Genomic DNA, 16,971 nt, shown 5'->3' with positions numbered 1-16,971 from the left:
GGAATCCGCTCCCGGATCAGGGACGCTCGAGGATGGCCGTCACGCCCATGCCGCCAGCCGTGCAGATCGAGATCAGGCCGCGGCCCGAACCCTTCTGTTCGAGCAGCTTGGCGAGCGTCGCGACGATGCGCGAGCCGGTGGCAGCGAACGGATGGCCGACCGCCAGCGACGACCCGTGGACGTTGAGCTTGGCCGGGTCGATCGAGCCCAGCGGCTTGTCCAGACCGAGGCGATCACGGCAGTAGCTTTCCGACTCCCACGCGCGCAGCGTGCACAGCACCTGCGCGGCGAAGGCCTCGTGGATCTCGTAGAAATCGAAGTCCTGCAGCGTCAGGCCGGCCTCGGCGAGCATGCGCGGGACCGCGATGGTCGGCGCCATCAGCAAGCCCTCACCGTGCACGAAATCGACCGCCGCGACGCGCGCGTGGGTCATGTATGCCTGCACCGTGTGCCCATGCGCGGCGGCCCAGTCGTCACTGGCCAGCAGCACGGCGGAAGCACCATCGGAAAGGCCGGTGGAATTGCCCGCGGTCAGCGTGCCGTGGCCCGACGTGCGGTCGAAGGCCGGTCGCAGCGAGGCGAGTTTCTCCAGGGTGGAATCCGGACGCAGGAAACCGTCGCGCTTCAGGCCGCGGAACGGCACCAGCAGATCGTCGAAGAAACCGGCCTCGTAGGCCGCCGCCAGTTTGCGATGGCTTTCCAGCGCCAGCTTGTCCTGGTCCTCGCGGCTGATGTTCCACTCGCGCGCCATCAGCTCGCAGTGGTCGCCCATCGACTTGCCGGTGCGCGGCTCGGCCACGCCCGGGAACGACGGCTTGAATTCGCCGAAGGAGAAACCGCGAAACGCCGCCTTGATCTTGTCCATCGGCGTCTTCGCGCGGTTGATGCGCAGCAGACGCTTGCGCAGCCGATCGTTCAGCGCCACCGGCACATCGCTGGTGGTGTCGCTGCCGCCGGCAATGCCGGCCTCGATCTGGCCGGCGGCGATCTTGTTGCCGATCAGGATGGCGTTGTCCAGCGACGTACCGCAGGCGCGTGCCGTGGTGATGCCGGGCGTGGTCGGCGCCAGACCGGAACTCAGCACCGCCTCGCGCGCGATGTTCCAGTCCGAGGCGTGCTTGAGCACCGCGCCCATCGCCACTTCGCCCAATTCCTCGCCGTGCAGGCCGAAGCGCTCGACCAGCGCGCCGAGCACCTTCACCGACATGCCGAAATTGCCGACCTCCGCATACGCGGTGTTGTTGCGGCAGAAGGGAATGCGAACGCCACCGATGACGCCAACACGCTTTTGCATGATCTGTCCCGCTCCTGTGGGCCTCTTAAGGTAACGCGCGCGTGCCCATGGCGGAAGCCTGCGCGGTCACTGTATTCGCTCGCGGTACACTTGCGCTTTTGCGAGGCGAGTCCAGCGTGGACCACGACGACCTGATCAGCTGCCCCGGCGTGCTGGCGCTGGAATGCGCTCCCGGCACCCACCCTTCCCGCGTCCTGCTCGAACGCGATGAAATCGAGGTGCTGGCGGGATTCATCGCCGCCGACCTGGCCGGTCTGCTGCCGGACCTGACCGAGACGCGCCTGGCCGTCGCCGGCGCGCTGTTCGACGCCGCGCAATTGCTGCGCCCGCAGTTTCCCGCCTACGCGACCCTGGATGAGCTCGCCGCACGCCTGCCGCGCGATCGCGGCGGCATCGTCGCCTTCGGCGCACGCGACGGCCGCATGCCGGCTCAGCCGCTGACGCCCGACCCGGCGCTCGCCGGCAGCCCGATGTTGTACCTCCCATGGACACTGCAGGCGCCGCAGTCCATCGGCAAGGAACTGGGCGAGGCCATGGAAGTGGAACTGATCGGCCGCGGCGAAGCCGGTACGCGCACCGCCGATTTCCTCATGCGCACGCTCGACATGCAGCTCGAGCATGCACGCTATCTCAGCCGCCACGACCTGATGGCGCTGACCTGCGTGCAGTACGAGCACGCCAACCTGGCCCCGCTCTGGAACGTGCTCGAAGCGGCCTTGCTGAGTCCGGCTTCACGCGAGGACACGGTGAGCGCGCGCGGCCTGCCCATGCGCTACGCCGACGGCGCCGTGCAGATCGCATCGCCACTGACGCAGCTGCGCGAACGCGCATCGGATGCCGACGACAATGTGCACACCCTGGCCGGATGGGTCTTCGAACTGCGCCAGTTCGCCGCCGTCCTGCAGGCGCACGCCGTGCCGATGCAACTGGACGGCAATGCCGACGATGCATCGACGCGGTTCCTCGACATCCACGCGCCGGCCGATCCCGCCCTGCCGCCCCCGGCGCTCTACACGCACCGCGCGCCGGGCCTCGGTGTCATCGCCGTCAGCGTCGCCCAGACCGACGGCGCACGCATGCATGTGCTCGCCAACGCACTCCTTCTCGGCGGCCGACTCGACGACCACCTTGCCGCGCTGGCCGCACGCTTCGACGCCGACGCCGCACCGCATGAACTGGAACGCGTGCACCTCGACGCCGATCGCATGCTGGCTCCGCCACCCGCTCAGCGACTGCACTGATCCTCAGCACGACCGACACCGACCGCGTGCCACAGGCGTAACGGTGTATTCACGATGCCGTGCTCGAATGCGTATGATGCGCATTCGAGAGGGGGAGCGTCCGCGTATCGAACGTGAATGCTTGATTGTGCTCGACGCATATATCTAAACTGAACGGTATGGTATTGTGCCGTGCCGGCCCCTGCTGCCTCAGGTTTTTGCCTTGACTTTGTCTACCGATCATTCCAACGCCGTTGCACCTGCGTTCCGCCGCCGTGCGCTCGTGATGCTGATGGGGCTGGCCCTCGCCGGGTGCGCCGTCGGCCCCAACTACCGCCGCCCGGACGCACCGGCCGTCGATCGCTTCACGCCTTCGGCCCTGCCGGCATCCACCGTGTCCGCCGATGCCGTCAACGGCGACGCACAGCGCTTTCTTCGTGGACGTGACGTCCCGCAGCGCTGGTGGACGGCCTTCGGCAACCAGGAACTGGATCGCCGCGTGCACCAGGCGCTCGCGCACAGCCCCAGCATCGCCGCAGCCCAGGCTTCCCTGCGCCAGGCGCAGGAGAACGCACGCGCAGCCGGCGGTGCGCGGCTGCCGGCGGTGGATGCCGGTGCCGGCGCGACACGGGAAAAACTGTCCGCCGCGCAATCGGGCGCGGGCCGCGTCGTGGGGCCGTACACCCTGTACAACGCCTCGGTCAGCGTGGGCTACACGCTGGACCTGTTCGGCGGCGTGCGCCGCGGCATCGAGGCGCAGGAAGCCCTGAGCGACGTGCAGCGGGCACAACTGGATTCCACGTATCTGACCCTGGCCGGCAATGTCGTCACGGCCTCGCTGCTGGAAGCCTCGCTGCGCGAGCAGATCCGCGCCACCGAGCAGATCGTCAAGATGCAGCGCGACTCGCTCGACATCGCCGAGAAGCAGCGCAAGATCGGCGCCAAGTCGCTGTCCGACACGCTCGCGGTGCGTGCTCAGCTGGCCACGACCCAGGCCACGCTGCCGCCGCTGCGCGCGCGACTGGCCGCGACGCGCAACCGCCTTGCAACCTACCTCGGCGTGCCGCCCGCGCAACTGGAAGCGGCGCCGTTGACGCTGGACGCCGTGCGCCTGCCGCGGGACATCCCGGTCAGCCTGCCTTCGAAGCTGGTCGACCAGCGGCCGGACATCCAGGCCGCCTCTGCGCAGCTGCACGCGGCTTCGGCGCAGGTCGGCGTCGCCACCGCGGCGATGCTGCCGCAGATCACCCTGTCCGGCAGCGCCGGTTCGCAGACGCTCAGCGCCGGCGACCTGTTCTCGGCCGGCACCGGCGCATGGTCGGTGGGACTGAACCTGACCCAGCCGCTGTTCCACGGCGGTGAGCTGCTGCACAAGAAGCGTGCGGCGCAGGCCGGGCTGGACAAGGCCCGCGCCGACTGGCAGCAGACGGTGCTGGTTGCTTTCCAGAACGTCGCCGACGCCCTGCAGGCGCTGCAATACGACGCACAGACCCTGGCCGCGCAGGCGACCGCCGAACAGGCCGCTTCGCAGCGCCTGGCGCTGACGCGTGAGCAATACCGCCTCGGCGCCACCGGCTATCTGGATCTGCTGGATGCCGAACGCAGCCTGCAGCAAGCCCGTATCAACCTGATCCAGGCGCGCGCCGCGCGCCTTTCCGACACGGCCGCGCTGTACACCGCCCTCGGCGGCGGATGGCGCGGCGATGATTCCACCATGTCCCCCGCCGCGACGGCTTCGTCCGCCGCTCCGGCCGTAGCCAATTGAGGAGCACGCGCATGCCCAAGCGCGCCGACAAGAAGAAGCCCAGTCTCGCCAAGCGCATGATTCTGATGATCGTGGGCGTACTGGTATTGATCGCCGTGATCGCCGGCATCAAGACCCTGCTGGTCATGCGCATGATCAAGAACATGCCGAAGCCGGGCCCGATCACCGTCAGCACGACCAAGGTCGTGGACAAGACCTGGCAGCCCTCGCTGCAGGCGGTCGGCACCCTGCGCGCCGTGCGCGGCGCGGATCTGGCGATGGAAGTGTCCGGCCTGGTCACCGCTGTAAACCTGCATTCCGGTCAGGACGTGAAGAAGGGTCAGGTGCTGCTGCAACTGCGTGACGGTGATGAAGTCGCCAAGCTGCATCAACTCGAAGCCAATGCCAAGCTCGCCGGCATCACGTTCGAGCGCGCCCGCCAGCAGTTGGCGGCCAAGGCCATCAGCAAGGCCGCGTTCGACAGCGCTTCGGCCGACTACAAGGCCCGCCAGGCCGCCGTGCAGGAACAGAAGGTGGTGGTCGCCAAGAAGCAGCTACGCGCACCGTTCAACGGTCGCGCCGGCATCATGACCACCAACCCCGGCGACTTCGTCAACGCCGGCACCACGCTGGTCACCGTGCAGCAGCTCGATCCCCTGTACGTGGATTTCAACGTGCCGCAGCGCGAACTGGGCCGCCTGCGCGTAGGCCAGGACGTGCACCTGCACGTCGACGCCCACGGCGACCGCGTGTTCGACGCCAAGCTCAGCGCGATCAATCCCAAGGTCGACACCGACACGCGCAACGTGAAGGTCGAGGCCACCGTGCCCAACCACGACAAGGCGCTGACGCCGGGCATGTTCGCCAAGGTACGCATCGACGTCGGCCAGAAGCAGGAGCGTCTGACGCTGCCGCAGGCCGCCATCGTCTACAACCCGTACGGCGACACGGTCTACGTGGTTCAACCGGGCAAGGGCAAGGACGAGAACGGCAAGCCGAACCCGCCGACCGTGCAGCAGGCCTTCGTCACCACCGGCGAAACGCGTGGCGACCAGGTCGCGATCCTGAAGGGCCTCAAGCCGCTGACCGAGGTTGTCACCAGCGGCCAGATCAAGCTCAAGAACGGCGCCTCGATCAAGATCGACAACCATGTGCAGCCCGCCGACAGCCCGCATCCGACGCCGCAGGAGCACTGAGCGAACGCCATGAATTTCACCGACGTCTTCATCAAGAAGCCGGTCCTGGCGATCGTCGTCAGCCTGCTGATCCTGGTGCTCGGCATCAAGGCGGTCAGCAGCCTCACGGTGCGTCAGTACCCGAAAACCGAGAACGCCACGGTCACCGTCACCACCGCCTACTACGGCGCCGACGCGCAGACCATGGCGGGCTTCGTCACGCAACCGCTGGAACAGGCTATCTCGCAGGCGCAGGGCATCGACTACCTGTCCTCGTCCAGCACCCAGGGCGTGTCCACCATCACCGCCACGCTGCGCCTAAACTACGACGCCAACCGCGCGCTGACCGAGATCACCACGCAGGTGAACTCGGTCAAGAACCAGTTGCCGCCGCAGGCCCAGCAACCGGTGCTGAACGTGCAGACCGGGCAGACGGTCGACGCCATGTACATGGGCTTCTACAGCGATGTGCTGCCCACCAACAAGATCACCGACTACCTGTCGCGTGTGGTCAAGCCCAAGCTCGACGCCGTCGAAGGCGTGCAGACCGCCGAACTGCTCGGCGCGCGCAAGTTCGCCCTGCGCGCCTGGCTGGACCCGGCCAAGATGGCCGCCCACGGCGTCACCGCCAGTGACGTGCAGCAGGCGCTGGCCGCCAACAACTACCTGGCCGCGGTCGGCTCCAGCAAGGGCCAGGCCGTCACCGTCGATCTGACCACGGACAGCAACCTGCACACCGTGGACGAGTTCAAGCACCTGGCGATCAAGCAGAAGAACGGCTCTATCGTACGCCTGCAGGACATCGCCAAGGTCGAGCTCGGCTCGGAGAACTACAACTTCAATGTCGCCTTCAGCGGCAAGCGCTCGGTGTTCATCGGCATCAAGGTGGCACCCGACGCCAACGTACTCGAAGTGGCCCAGCGCGTGCGCGACCTGTTTCCGGACATCCAGAAGCAGCTGCCGAACGGCCTGACCGGCGAGATCGTCTACGACGGCACCAAGTTCGTGAACAGCTCCATCGACGAGGTCGTGAAGACGCTGATCGAGGCGCTGGTCATCGTCACCGTGGTGATCTTCCTGTTCCTGGGCAGCCTGCGCGCGGTCATCATTCCGGTGGTCGCGATTCCGTTGTCGCTGGTCGGCACGTTCTTCATGATGCTGGCGCTCGGATACTCCATCAATCTGCTCACGCTGCTGGCACTGGTGCTGGCCATCGGCCTGGTGGTCGACGACGCCATCATCGTGGTCGAGAACGTCGACCGGCACATGAAGGAGGAGCACAAGACACCGCTGCAATCGGCGATTCTTGCCGCGCGTGAGCTGGGCGGGCCGATCCTGGCGATGACCGTGGTGCTGATCGCGGTGTACGTGCCCATCGGCTTCCAGCAGGGCCTGACCGGCGCGCTGTTCACCGAGTTCGCCTTCACCCTGGCCGGCGCGGTGACGGTCTCGGCCGTGGTCGCCCTGACGCTGTCGCCGATGATGACCTCGCGCTTCTTCCGCAGCGGTCAGAACGACGCCCGTCTGGTCCAATTCATCGACCGACAGTTCTTGCGCGTGCAGAACGGCTATCGCCGCATGCTCGACAACGTGCTGACGACCAAGTCGGTGGTCATCGTGATGGCGGCGCTGCTGCTGCTGGCGACCGTCGCACTGGGCATGACCGCGCAGTCGCAGCTGGCGCCGGAAGAGGACCAGGGCATCGTCGCCGGTCAGATCGTCGGCGCGCCCAATGCCACCGCGCAGCAGATGAACGTCTACGCACACCAGATGTTCGAGGCTGCCAAGACGCTGCCCGAGTACGACCAGATGTTCCAGCTGACCGGTGTGCCCACGGTCAACCAGGGCATCGGCGGCGTGCTGTTCAAACCCTGGGACCAGCGCGACCGCAACGCGCACGAACTGCAGCAGGTTTTGCAGCAGAAATGGAACAACATCGCCGGCGTCAAGATCGCCGCGTTCCAGTTCCCCTCGCTGCCGGGTGCCCAGGGCCTGCCGATCCAGGTCGTCATCACCACCACCGAACCGTTCCAGAACCTCAACGAGGTCGCCAGCAAGGTGCTCTCCGAGGCGCAGGCCAGCGGCAAGTTCTACTTCATCGACTCGGACCTGAAGGTCGACAAGCCGCAAAGCACGGTCAAGCTCGATCGCGACATGATCACCTCGCTGGGCCTGACCCAGCAGGACGTCGGTGCGGCCCTGGGTGCCGCGCTGGGCGGCGGTTACGTCAACTACTTCTCGATCTCCGGCCGCTCCTATCGCGTGATCCCGCAGGTGCTGCAGGTGGACCGCCTCAACCCGGACCAGGTTCTGGACTACTACATTCGTGCTCCGGACGGTTCGGTGATCCAGGCCTCGACGGTGGCCAAGGTCGCCAACGAAGTCGTGCCGCGCTCGCTGAATCACTTCCAGCAGCTCAACTCGGCGACGATCTCCGGCGTGTCCGGCATGTCGCAGGGCGAGGCACTGACCTATCTGCGCGACCTGGTGAAAAAAGTTGCGCCGACCGGCTACAACGTCGACTACTCCGGCCAGTCACGCCAGTTCATGAAGGAATCGGGCGGCTTTGCGGGCACGCTGTTCTTCGCCGTCATCATCGTGTTCCTGGCGCTGGCGGCGCAGTTCAACAGCCTGCGCGATCCGGTCGTGATCCTGGTGTCGGTACCACTGGCGCTGTTCGGCGCGCTGATCTTCGTCAACCTGTTCGCCAGCCTCAACATCTATACCGAGGTCGGTCTGGTGACGCTGATGGGCCTGATCAGCAAGCACGGCATCCTGATGGTGGAGTTCGCCAACCAGTCGCAACTGGAGGGCATGTCCAAACGCGACGCCATCCTCCACGCCGCCTCGGTGCGTCTGCGCCCGATCCTGATGACCACCGCGGCCATGGTGCTCGGCGTGCTGCCGCTGGTCATCGCCACCGGCGCCGGCGCGGCGGGTCGCTTCAACATGGGTCTGGTGATCTCCACCGGCCTGGCCATCGGCACGCTCTTCACGCTGTTCGTGGTGCCGGCCTTCTACCTGCTGCTGTCGACCGATCACCACGCCGACAAGCAGGACGGCGATCCGCAGCGGCTGACGGCGGAAGCCTGATCCAGACGCCACTGCAGGAAGACGTGATCCACACGTCGCATAGAAAAGGGCGCGGTCATCCGCGCCCTTTTTCTTTCGTATCGCGATGAACTGTGGACCAGGCCCCCAGCCTCCGCCTGGACGATGCCGCCCGACGCACTTTTCCACCCGCCCGCCGCTGGCGCTAGACTGGATGCCTGTCTTCTCAGGGGGGAGGAAGGCCTCATGGATAACCCGCCGAAACGCTCGACCTTCGTGACCGTGGTCGCGTGGATCTTCATCATCCTCGCCGGCTTCGCCACCCTCATCGGCACACTGCAGAACATTCTGTTCGCGACCCTGATGAAAGGACCGGCCTTCGATCAGGCCATGCACGACATGCCGCACACCTCGCCCGTGATGCAGGCCATCTGGTCGCATTTCCAGCTGATTGCGGTCGTCATGCTGATCCTCGCCGTGATGAACCTGATCGCCTCCATCGGCCTGCTCAAGCGCCGCAACTGGGCACGTCTGCTGTTCATCGGGCTGCTCGGCGTCGGCATCGCATGGCAGCTGGCCGGCATGGTGCTGCAGCATTTCGCAATGGCATCGATGCAGACACAGTTCGCCGACGTGCCGAACATGCCCGACATGCATGCCTTCATGACCGGCATCTACGCGTTCGCCATCCTCCAGGGACTGGCGATCAGCGGCGTCTTCATCTGGATCATCCTGCGCCTGATTTCACCGCGCATCCGCGCCGAGTTCGCATCGTGAACCGACGCGATGCCGCCCATCGCATGGGCCGATTCCCCGCCACGCCCACGTTTTCAACGAAGAGGTCTCGTCCATCATGCTGCGCTTCCTGAGAAACATCCTGCTCGGCGCCGTGCTGGTCTATGTCCTGGCCTGGGGACTCGATGCCATCGGCCACTGGCTGCATGCATCCGGCCACGCGTCGAACGTGCCGCACGGCATCGGCGCGGGATTCATCTACCTGGCCTACCTGCTGCGCATGCCAGTGCGTCTGTTCGCTTCGCTGGCGCACTCCCACGCGCTGCACGTCAGCGCCACCGTGGCCGGCTATGTTCTGTGGGGCGTGATCCTCGCACTGATGGCGCGCGCGCAGACCGCCCAGCGGGCGCGTCGACGCCGCGCATCGCCGCCCAAGGACGGCACCTGACACAAGGACAAAGGCAGCAAGGACATGCCCAGCCCGACCATCGACACCCTCGACCGCATCGTCGCCTTTCTCAATCAGATTGGCATCGCCACCCGTGAGGGCGAGGTGCCAGCCGACGCCTTCCTGCCCGGCGTGCGCGTGCACGAAGGCGGGCTGATCTTCGATCGCGCCGCGCTGCGCTGGCCCGGCGACCTGCTGCACGAAGCCGGTCATCTGGCCGTCGCGCCGCCCGCCTTGCGCGCGCAGCTCAGCGGCGACATCGAACTGCCCGCCGACATTCCGCACGCCTCGGAGATCGAGGCCACCGCCTGGGCCTGGGCCGCGCTGTGTCACCTGGGACTGGAACCGTCCATACTTTTCCACGAGGGCGGCTACCACGGACGTTCGGAAGGACTGATCCGCACCTACTCACTGGGCGTGCATCCCGGTGCATTCGGACTGGCGCAGATCGGCCTGACCCACGCCGGCGCCGCGAACCCCTCTTCCGGCGTGCCGGCCTACCCGCACATGACGCAGTGGCTGCGGCAGGCCTGAACGCCTCGATCGCAACCGCGCCTATACTGCTTTCCACACGCCACGCTCACGGGAGACACGCATGGCCACCGATGCCGATTTCATCGCCTACGTCCACGAGCAGACCGGCCTCGGCGAAGCCGTGCGCTACCGGAAGATGTTCGGCGAGTACGCGTTGTACCTGGACGACAAGGTGGTCGCGCTGGTGTGCGACAACCGCGTGTTCCTGAAGCCGACGGACGCGGCGCGCGAACTGATCGACGCCGTCGAGGAAGACGCACCGTATCCGGGCGCGAAGCCGCACATCGTGCTGGATGAGTACCTCGACGACCGCGACACCCTGGCGCGCTTGCTGCGCGTCACCGCCGAAGCACTGCCGGCGCCAAAACCTCGCAAGAAGAAGGCCCGCGCGCGCAAGACGTCCTAGTCATCCGTTCCCGGCATGGCGGGCGCGTACCGGCTCAGCCGAACTCCACTTCGTACATGTGGTAATCGCAGCGCTGCATGCCCAGGCCTTCGTAGGTCTTCTGCGCACGGTGATTCTCGTGCTCGACGTACAGGCGCATGCCCACCGCGCCGGCCTCGCGCGCACGTTGCTCGACAGCGGCATACAGCGCGCGGAACACGCCGCTGCGGCGTGCGGATTCGACCACGTAGACGCTCTGGATCCAGAAGAAGTCGCCGTTGCGCCAGTCGCTCCATTCGTAGGTGACCAGCAGACTGCCGACCGGCTCGCCGTCCCGTTCTGCAATCAGGTAGAAGCCGCGGCGCGGTTCGTCCAGCACGCCGCGCATGCCGGACGTGAGTACTTCGCGGTCGAGGATCTTGTCTTCGGTTTCGGCGGCCATGGCCGCGTTCCAGGCGACCAGGTGGTCGAGGTCGTTGGGGGTGGCGGGGCGGATGGTGAGGTCGGTCACGGGGTGCGCTTGTGTGGGAGCGAAGTATCCAAGCCTAGTATGTGCAGTGCGCCCCGCACAAAGGCCTTCATCTTCCCAAAAGCGGTTTCGTCCGGCTGACGCCGGCCGAGTCACTTCTATTGCTTGTCCAATAGAAGTAACCAAGACAAGGACACCCCAGCGTCCGCGCCCTCCGGAGCTACGCTCCTGCGGGTCCGCTCCGGGTTCCGGGGGTTCGCCGACAGCACATCCTGTGCTGACGACGAACTGGCGCACATCCCTGTGCGCCACCCTGCGGGCCTAATCCCCCACCCTCCGCCGCTACCCAAGGGGATAAGGTTGCAAGCTAGGGCATTAAGGCGCAAATTAATTGCCTCTGACCTCATCTTTTTTCCGCGGGGGAAGCGCGGACTACGCTACATTCCAGTAGGTCCTAAGCACTTAACATGTAGGAGTACATGAATAACAATGATTATTGACTATATTTATTTTAGATTAGGATCAGCATTCAATAACATACTTCATTCCACTATAGATGCTGCAAATGCATCCACTGCACGCATGCGCATCACATTATCTACTTTGGTTATTATTTTTATATCGGCGATTCCTGCGCAGGCGTCACAGCACACGACATACTTCATCACCAATGCTCAAGGCACGGTGGTAGCCGAGATGGACAGTCAAGGAAATACGACTTATGAAGCAGCTTATCGCCCATACGGGAAACAGCAGACCGGCGATGCACAGATGGGGCCGGGATATACAGGGCATGTAAACGATCCAGACACTGGACTTATATACATGAAGGCGCGATATTACGATGCGACTTTGGGGCGATTTTTGAGCGTTGATCCAAAATACGCATCCGCGGGCAACTATTATGATTTCAATAGATTCTCTTATGCGAACAACAACCCTGTTATAAACATTGACCCCAATGGGCAAGAGACCGGGAAAGCGTTTCACGCCGAATGGAAAATGATGGGTGGGAGAATGCCCCCCATGTCACCAAGGGACAAAATCGGAAAACCCATTGCTGTTGCGACGGGTGGACTAATGCTCCTTCCGGTTGCAATTATTGCTGTGGATGCTGCACCCGGAGCCATTGCTGCGACCGGAAGAAGGTTTATGGCACCATTATTAGCTGCCACCCTATCAAGTAACCCTTCCGTGGTTAATCATGTTGTCGAACTTGAGCCCGAGAGCGCATGGGCCGAGGCTGTAACGGCAATGGAGGAGGGTAAAGAAAACATAGAAATGGCAGCAGAGGCTGCATCAAAGGAGATAGGGATAGAATCTTCTGTGATTCTAGGATGGATCCTTTCCAATACTGACCAAGATTCCGCCTCATGGCACAGCTCAAAATCACATGACTCTAATAAAGACACCAGTCCGAAATCACGAGAGCCTTCGGACACCCCCCCATTACCAAACGTTCCTCAAATTGATAGATACACCCCCGATATCAAATCAACGAACCGAAGGAACGAGGTTGAACATGACTATAGTTATTGACGACCCCAACACGTTTAACTTGGCCACGATCAATGAAAAAGCGTAATTTTTCAGATATTAATAAAGCGTATAAAAAAAACGGATTTTTAGCCTCTAAGGGTGTAATTGACGAGATTCTAGGGAGAGATCCGCGGTCTTCAGATGGCCTTGCTGCGAGATATTTGAGAGCCAGGGGCCATGAAGCCGGCTGGCACGGAAGTATAAATTTTGAGCTTGCTAAAAAAGATTATAGACACCTTATTGTTGAAGCCCACAGATTTGGGAGCAATGGTTTACTCGGTTTCGCGAGAGTTTTGTATAAAGAGAACCGCGCGGAAAATTTTGAAGAAATAAAAAGACTTTGTGAAGAAGCTATCGACATGGATGGCAATATCAAGGCAAAAATTCTTCTGGGCTTTGCCTATGAAACATTTAAAAAAGATTATGCGCGGGCATCGACGCACTACTTTTCATCTTTTTTAAGGGGGTCGAAGTGGGGGCTTGGATTTTATTCTTCGGCAAAAATAAGATCAGGGAAACCGTTTGTTGGTCTACTAAGCAAGTTTTTCTTCCATGCCCTATACCCGATTTTTGGTTTATGGGACCGTTCCAAGTCTGCCATATATTAATTGCACGGAAGATAGACGCTAGAAGTCTGATTGTACGTCTGGCCCTGATATGCGATGCCCTCCCCTTCGGTAGCGGCGGAGGGTGGAGGATCAGGCCCGCAGAGTGGCGCACAAGGATGTGCGCCAGTTCGTCGTCAGGTCAGGATGACCTGTCGGCGAACCCCCGGAGCCCGGAGCGAACCTGGAGGCCCGCAGGGCCGGAAGGCGCGGACGCCGGGGTGTCCTTGTCTTGGTTACTTCTATTGGACAAGCAATAGAAGTAACCCGGCCGGCGCAGCCGGTCGGAACCGCTTTACCTACAAGAGCGAATCACGCAAAGAACGCGTCAGGCATCCTCATCCGTCGCAAACCCCTCGCGCGTCCCCCGATGAATCACATCATCGGAATCGAGAACATCCCGCGCCCGAATCGAAGGCTGATTCGCCAACCGCGCATAGATCCGCGTGAAATCCGGCCGCGTCGCGTCGAACAGCTGCTCGAAGCTGTCGATGACGAAGTAAGTCTGCTGGTAAGTATCGATGCGGTACTGCGCGCGCATGATGCGCTCCAGATCGAAGCCGATGCGGTTGGGCGCATCCGACTCCAGGCAGTAGATCGACTCGCCCTTGGAGCTGACGATACCGGCACCGTAGATGCGCAGGCCCGCGTCGGTGCGGATCAGGCCGAATTCGACCGTGTACCAGTACAGGCGCGTGAGGTTGAGCAGTGCTTCCTCGCTGATGCCATGCGCCTTCAGCGCGCCACGGCCGTAGGCTTCCATGTAGTCGGCGAAGACCGGGTTCATCAGCAGCGGCACGTGGCCGAACAGGTCGTGGAACAGATCCGGCTCGGAGATGTAGTCGATCTGCTCGGGCTTGCGGATCCACCAGGTGACCGGGAAACGGCGGTTGGCCAGATGCTCGAAGAAGGTGTACTCGGGCAGCAGGCCCTCGACGCCGACCAGCTCCCAGCCGGTGGCTTCGCGCAGGATCGGGTTGAGTTCGCTGAACTTCGGAATCGCGTCGGCCGTCATCTGCAGCACGTTCTGGCTGTCCAGGAACTCCTGGCAGGCGCGACCGGCCAGCACCTCGCGCTGACGCGCGAACAGCTCGCCCCAGACGTGGTGGTCGACGCTGCTGTAGTCGTCCCACGGCTGCTCCACCACGCCGGTGGCGTAGACCGGGATGGTGCCGCGGTCGGTCTGCTGGTGTTCAACGCGTCGTGGGGTGTTCATGGCGTGACTCCGAATCAAACGTGTAGGCCGCCTATCAGCTTAGACAGATGCACGCGCAAGATGGTTGCCGAGTTGCGCCGAAAGCCCGAAAAAGCGCAATATTCTTTCAAGAAACCATCCTTTTTGACGATTTTATGCCGAATCATGGCCATTGACCGCACAGATCGGCGCATCCTCGAAGTGCTGCAGCGCGAGGGGCGCATCACCAATGCCGAGCTGGCCGAGCAGGTCAGCCTGTCGGCCTCGGCCTGCCTGCGCCGGGTGCAGCGGCTGGAAGCCGCGGGGGTGATCGCCGGCTACGCCGCGCAGGTCGATCCGCAGGCGATCGGGCTGGGGCTGCAGGCCTTCGTCCGCGTGCAGCTGAAGCAGCACGACGGCGAGACCATCGAGCGCTTCGTGCAGCTGGTCAACGGCTGGGACGAAGTGGCCGCCTGCCACGCGCTGACCGGCGACATGGACTATCTGCTGCACATCCACGTGGCCGACCTGGAGCATTTTTCCCGCTTCCTGCTGGACCAGCTGCTCAATACCGCTGGCGTGGCCGACGTCAATTCCAGCTTTGTGCTGCGCACGGTCAAGCGCGCGGCATCGCTGCCGCTGACGCAGCTTCCGCACACGGCCTGACGCGCGCGATGCTGGCAGTGCACGCGGCCCCTCGCGTATCCTTGCAAGTTCGATGAATACACCCGCCCAGCCCATCACTCGCACGCGCGATCCGTGGCGCGCGATCCGCTACCTGTATCGCGTGCCACTGCTGCTGCTGCACATCATCGTCGCCGTCGTGCTGGCGTTGACCGTGTTCACCTGGGCACGCCAGACCGTGGACAAGGGCCGCGAGCCGCTGGCGCACCGGCTGATCCGCTGGTGGTCGCGCGTGCTGCTGCGCATCTTCGGTTTCCGTGTCTATCGCTACGGGCGTCCGCTGCCGGACCCGGCCATGTTCGTGTGCAACCACTCCTCGTGGCTGGACATCGAGCTGATGCACACCCAGCGCGCGGTGTGCTTCGTGGCCAAGGCCGAGATCGCGCGCTGGCCGCTGGTCGGCTGGCTGGCCTCGACCGGCGGCACCATCTTCCACCGGCGCGGCAGCAACCATTCGCTCGGCGTGGTGATGAAGGAGATGACCCGGCGGCTCGGCGCGGGTCGCTCCGTGGCCGTGTTCCCCGAGGGCGGCACCAACGACGGCCGCACGCTGAAGGTCTTCCATGCACGGATCTTCCAGGCCGCGCTGGACGCCGATGTGCCGGTGCAGCCAGCCGCGCTGCGCTTCATGCGCGACGGCGAGCGCTGCTACGACGCCGGCTTCCTGCCGAACGAGAGCTTCATGGGCAACTTCCTGCGCCTGCTCGGCGACCCGCCGCTGGACGTGGAAGTGCACTTCCTGAAACCGGTACCGCGCTTCGACGCGGGCCGCAAGCGCATGGCCGAGACCGCACGCCAGGCCATCGCCGACGCACTGGACGGCGTCGGCGAGGGGGATCGGTGAGCCTGCCCCGCGGTGCCGACTTCCAGCCTCCGCGGCTGCTGCGCAACGGTCACGTGCAGACCATGCTGTCGTCCAGCAGCCTGCGTCGCCTGCTGCTGCGCCCGCTGGCGCGCAAGGTCAACGGCAACAGCGAAGACGTACGCTTCACCCTGTCCGACGGCGTGCGCCTGACCGGTGCGATCACCCGGCAGAAGGTGCGTGACAAGGCGCGGGGTCTGGCCGTGGTCTACCACGGCTGGGAAGGCAGCATCGATTCCTCGTACGTGCTGCAGACCGGCGCCAGTCTGCTCGATGCCGGCTGGGACGTGTTCCGGCTCAACTTCCGCGATCATGGCGACACGCACCATCTGAATGTCGGCCTGTTCCACTCCTGCCTGATCCACGAGGTGGTCGAGGCCACCGCCGAGGCCGTCGCCCGCTTCCGCAATCCCGGCGCGCCGGTGGCGCTGGCCGGTTTCTCGCTGGGCGGCAATTTCGCCCTGCGCGTGGCCCTGCGTGCGCCGAGCGCGAATCTGCCGCTGGCGCACACCATCGCGATCTGTCCGGTGATCGATCCGCACGCCGGCCTGTTCTCGCTGGAAACCGCACCGTGGATGTACGAGTGGTACTTCATGCACAAGTGGCGCGGATCGCTCAAGCGCAAGCAGAAGCTGTATCCGCAGCAGGACTACTTCACCAACGAGGATCTGCGCCAGGGCCTGCGCGGCCTGACCCGCGTGCAGGTCGAGCGGCACACCGAATTCGGCACGCTGGACGCCTATCTGGACGGCTATTCGGTCAGCGGCGAGCGTCTGGCCGAGCTGAAGGTGCCGACCACCATCCTCACCGCCGAGGACGATCCGGTGATCCCGGTGAATGAGTTCCGCGAGCTGACCCTGCCCCCCGAGGTCGAGCTGGACATCGCGCCGTACGGCGGCCACTGCAGCTTCATCCAGAACTGGAAGCTGCGCAGCTTCACCGACGACTACATCACCGCGCGCTTCAACGCCGCCGCCGAACGCTCCGAACGTTTCTGAAACGCGCCTCGTCGGACGGACGCGGTTCCGCTTGACCCGGCAACCGCGTGCAGC

The 16,971-nt window shown here is 64.0% G+C and carries 16 protein-coding genes; 13 read left to right on the top strand and 3 right to left on the bottom strand.

Features of this window, described 5'->3' with window-relative positions; all coding sequences use genetic code 11:
• Positions 1-16 precede the first annotated feature (16 nt).
• Positions 17-1,294, bottom strand: coding sequence for an acetyl-CoA C-acetyltransferase (locus HF690_RS14360; RefSeq protein WP_168609929.1), 1,278 nt, complete (start codon positions 1,292-1,294; stop codon positions 17-19).
• A gap of 116 nt (positions 1,295-1,410) precedes the next feature.
• Here HF690_RS14360 and HF690_RS14355 point away from each other — a divergent pair, with 116 nt between their 5' ends.
• The 8 genes from HF690_RS14355 (at position 1,411) to HF690_RS14320 (ending at position 10,607) form a co-directional block, all read left to right on the top strand.
• On the top strand, positions 1,411-2,535 hold the full coding sequence (locus HF690_RS14355) for a hypothetical protein (RefSeq protein ID WP_168609928.1): 1,125 nt from the start codon (positions 1,411-1,413) through the stop codon (positions 2,533-2,535).
• A gap of 202 nt (positions 2,536-2,737) precedes the next feature.
• Positions 2,738-4,279 carry an efflux transporter outer membrane subunit gene (locus HF690_RS14350; protein ID WP_240151787.1) on the top strand — a complete coding sequence of 514 codons (1,542 nt, stop codon included), beginning with the start codon at positions 2,738-2,740 and terminating at the stop codon, positions 4,277-4,279.
• Between the two features lie 11 nt (positions 4,280-4,290).
• A complete protein-coding gene (locus HF690_RS14345; RefSeq protein ID WP_168609927.1) occupies positions 4,291-5,454 on the top strand; it encodes an efflux RND transporter periplasmic adaptor subunit in 1,164 nt (387 codons plus the stop codon).
• Between the two features lie 9 nt (positions 5,455-5,463).
• Complete coding sequence (locus HF690_RS14340) at positions 5,464-8,526, top strand: efflux RND transporter permease subunit (RefSeq protein WP_168609926.1); 3,063 nt, start codon at positions 5,464-5,466, stop codon at positions 8,524-8,526.
• 204 nt (positions 8,527-8,730) lie between these two features.
• Positions 8,731-9,261, top strand: coding sequence for a DUF2127 domain-containing protein (locus HF690_RS14335; RefSeq protein ID WP_113065430.1), 531 nt, complete (start codon positions 8,731-8,733; stop codon positions 9,259-9,261).
• A 76-nt stretch (positions 9,262-9,337) separates the two neighbouring features.
• Positions 9,338-9,667 carry a hypothetical protein gene (locus HF690_RS14330; RefSeq protein ID WP_168609925.1) on the top strand — a complete coding sequence of 110 codons (330 nt, stop codon included), beginning with the start codon at positions 9,338-9,340 and terminating at the stop codon, positions 9,665-9,667.
• A 24-nt stretch (positions 9,668-9,691) separates the two neighbouring features.
• Positions 9,692-10,201, top strand: a complete 510-nt coding sequence (locus tag HF690_RS14325) for a hypothetical protein (RefSeq protein WP_168609924.1) — start codon at positions 9,692-9,694, stop codon at positions 10,199-10,201.
• A gap of 61 nt (positions 10,202-10,262) precedes the next feature.
• Positions 10,263-10,607 carry a TfoX/Sxy family protein gene (locus HF690_RS14320; RefSeq protein ID WP_113065433.1) on the top strand — a complete coding sequence of 115 codons (345 nt, stop codon included), beginning with the start codon at positions 10,263-10,265 and terminating at the stop codon, positions 10,605-10,607.
• A 34-nt stretch (positions 10,608-10,641) separates the two neighbouring features.
• Here HF690_RS14320 and HF690_RS15170 read toward each other — a convergent pair whose 3' ends face one another.
• The gene (locus HF690_RS15170) at positions 10,642-11,097 is read right to left on the bottom strand and encodes a GNAT family N-acetyltransferase (protein ID WP_168609923.1); all 456 of its coding nucleotides are present in this window, start codon (positions 11,095-11,097) and stop codon (positions 10,642-10,644) included.
• 447 nt (positions 11,098-11,544) lie between these two features.
• On the opposite strand from HF690_RS15170, the gene HF690_RS14310 reads away from it, so the two are divergent.
• Together HF690_RS14310 and HF690_RS14305 are read left to right on the top strand one after the other, a co-directional pair.
• Positions 11,545-12,594: an RHS repeat-associated core domain-containing protein gene (locus HF690_RS14310; protein ID WP_168609922.1), complete on the top strand. Its 1,050-nt coding sequence runs from the start codon at positions 11,545-11,547 to the stop codon at positions 12,592-12,594.
• A 32-nt stretch (positions 12,595-12,626) separates the two neighbouring features.
• The gene (locus HF690_RS14305) at positions 12,627-13,202 is read left to right on the top strand and encodes a hypothetical protein (protein ID WP_168609921.1); all 576 of its coding nucleotides are present in this window, start codon (positions 12,627-12,629) and stop codon (positions 13,200-13,202) included.
• A gap of 325 nt (positions 13,203-13,527) precedes the next feature.
• On the opposite strand, the gene phhA is transcribed toward HF690_RS14305, so the two are convergent.
• Positions 13,528-14,415, bottom strand: a complete 888-nt coding sequence (gene phhA, locus HF690_RS14300) for a phenylalanine 4-monooxygenase (RefSeq protein WP_168609920.1) — start codon at positions 14,413-14,415, stop codon at positions 13,528-13,530.
• Between the two features lie 144 nt (positions 14,416-14,559).
• On the opposite strand from phhA, the gene HF690_RS14295 reads away from it, so the two are divergent.
• From HF690_RS14295 to HF690_RS14285, 3 genes are read left to right on the top strand one after another with little or no spacing between them, the layout of a single operon-like run.
• On the top strand, positions 14,560-15,039 hold the full coding sequence (locus tag HF690_RS14295) for an Lrp/AsnC family transcriptional regulator (protein WP_206098401.1): 480 nt from the start codon (positions 14,560-14,562) through the stop codon (positions 15,037-15,039).
• 52 nt (positions 15,040-15,091) lie between these two features.
• Positions 15,092-15,901, top strand: a complete 810-nt coding sequence (locus tag HF690_RS14290) for a lysophospholipid acyltransferase family protein (protein WP_168609919.1) — start codon at positions 15,092-15,094, stop codon at positions 15,899-15,901.
• Entirely contained in the window at positions 15,898-16,917 is a 1,020-nt protein-coding gene (locus HF690_RS14285; protein ID WP_168609918.1) for an alpha/beta fold hydrolase, read from the top strand. The genes HF690_RS14290 and HF690_RS14285 overlap by 4 nt, the downstream gene beginning before the upstream one ends.
• Positions 16,918-16,971: the final 54 nt, after the last annotated feature.

Origin of the sequence: Oleiagrimonas citrea, assembly GCF_012395255.1 — a bacterium.
Taxonomy (GTDB): domain Bacteria; phylum Pseudomonadota; class Gammaproteobacteria; order Xanthomonadales; family Rhodanobacteraceae; genus Oleiagrimonas; species Oleiagrimonas citrea.
Note: the sequence above shows the minus strand (reverse complement) of the source record. Positions and strands in the feature narration are given on the sequence as shown.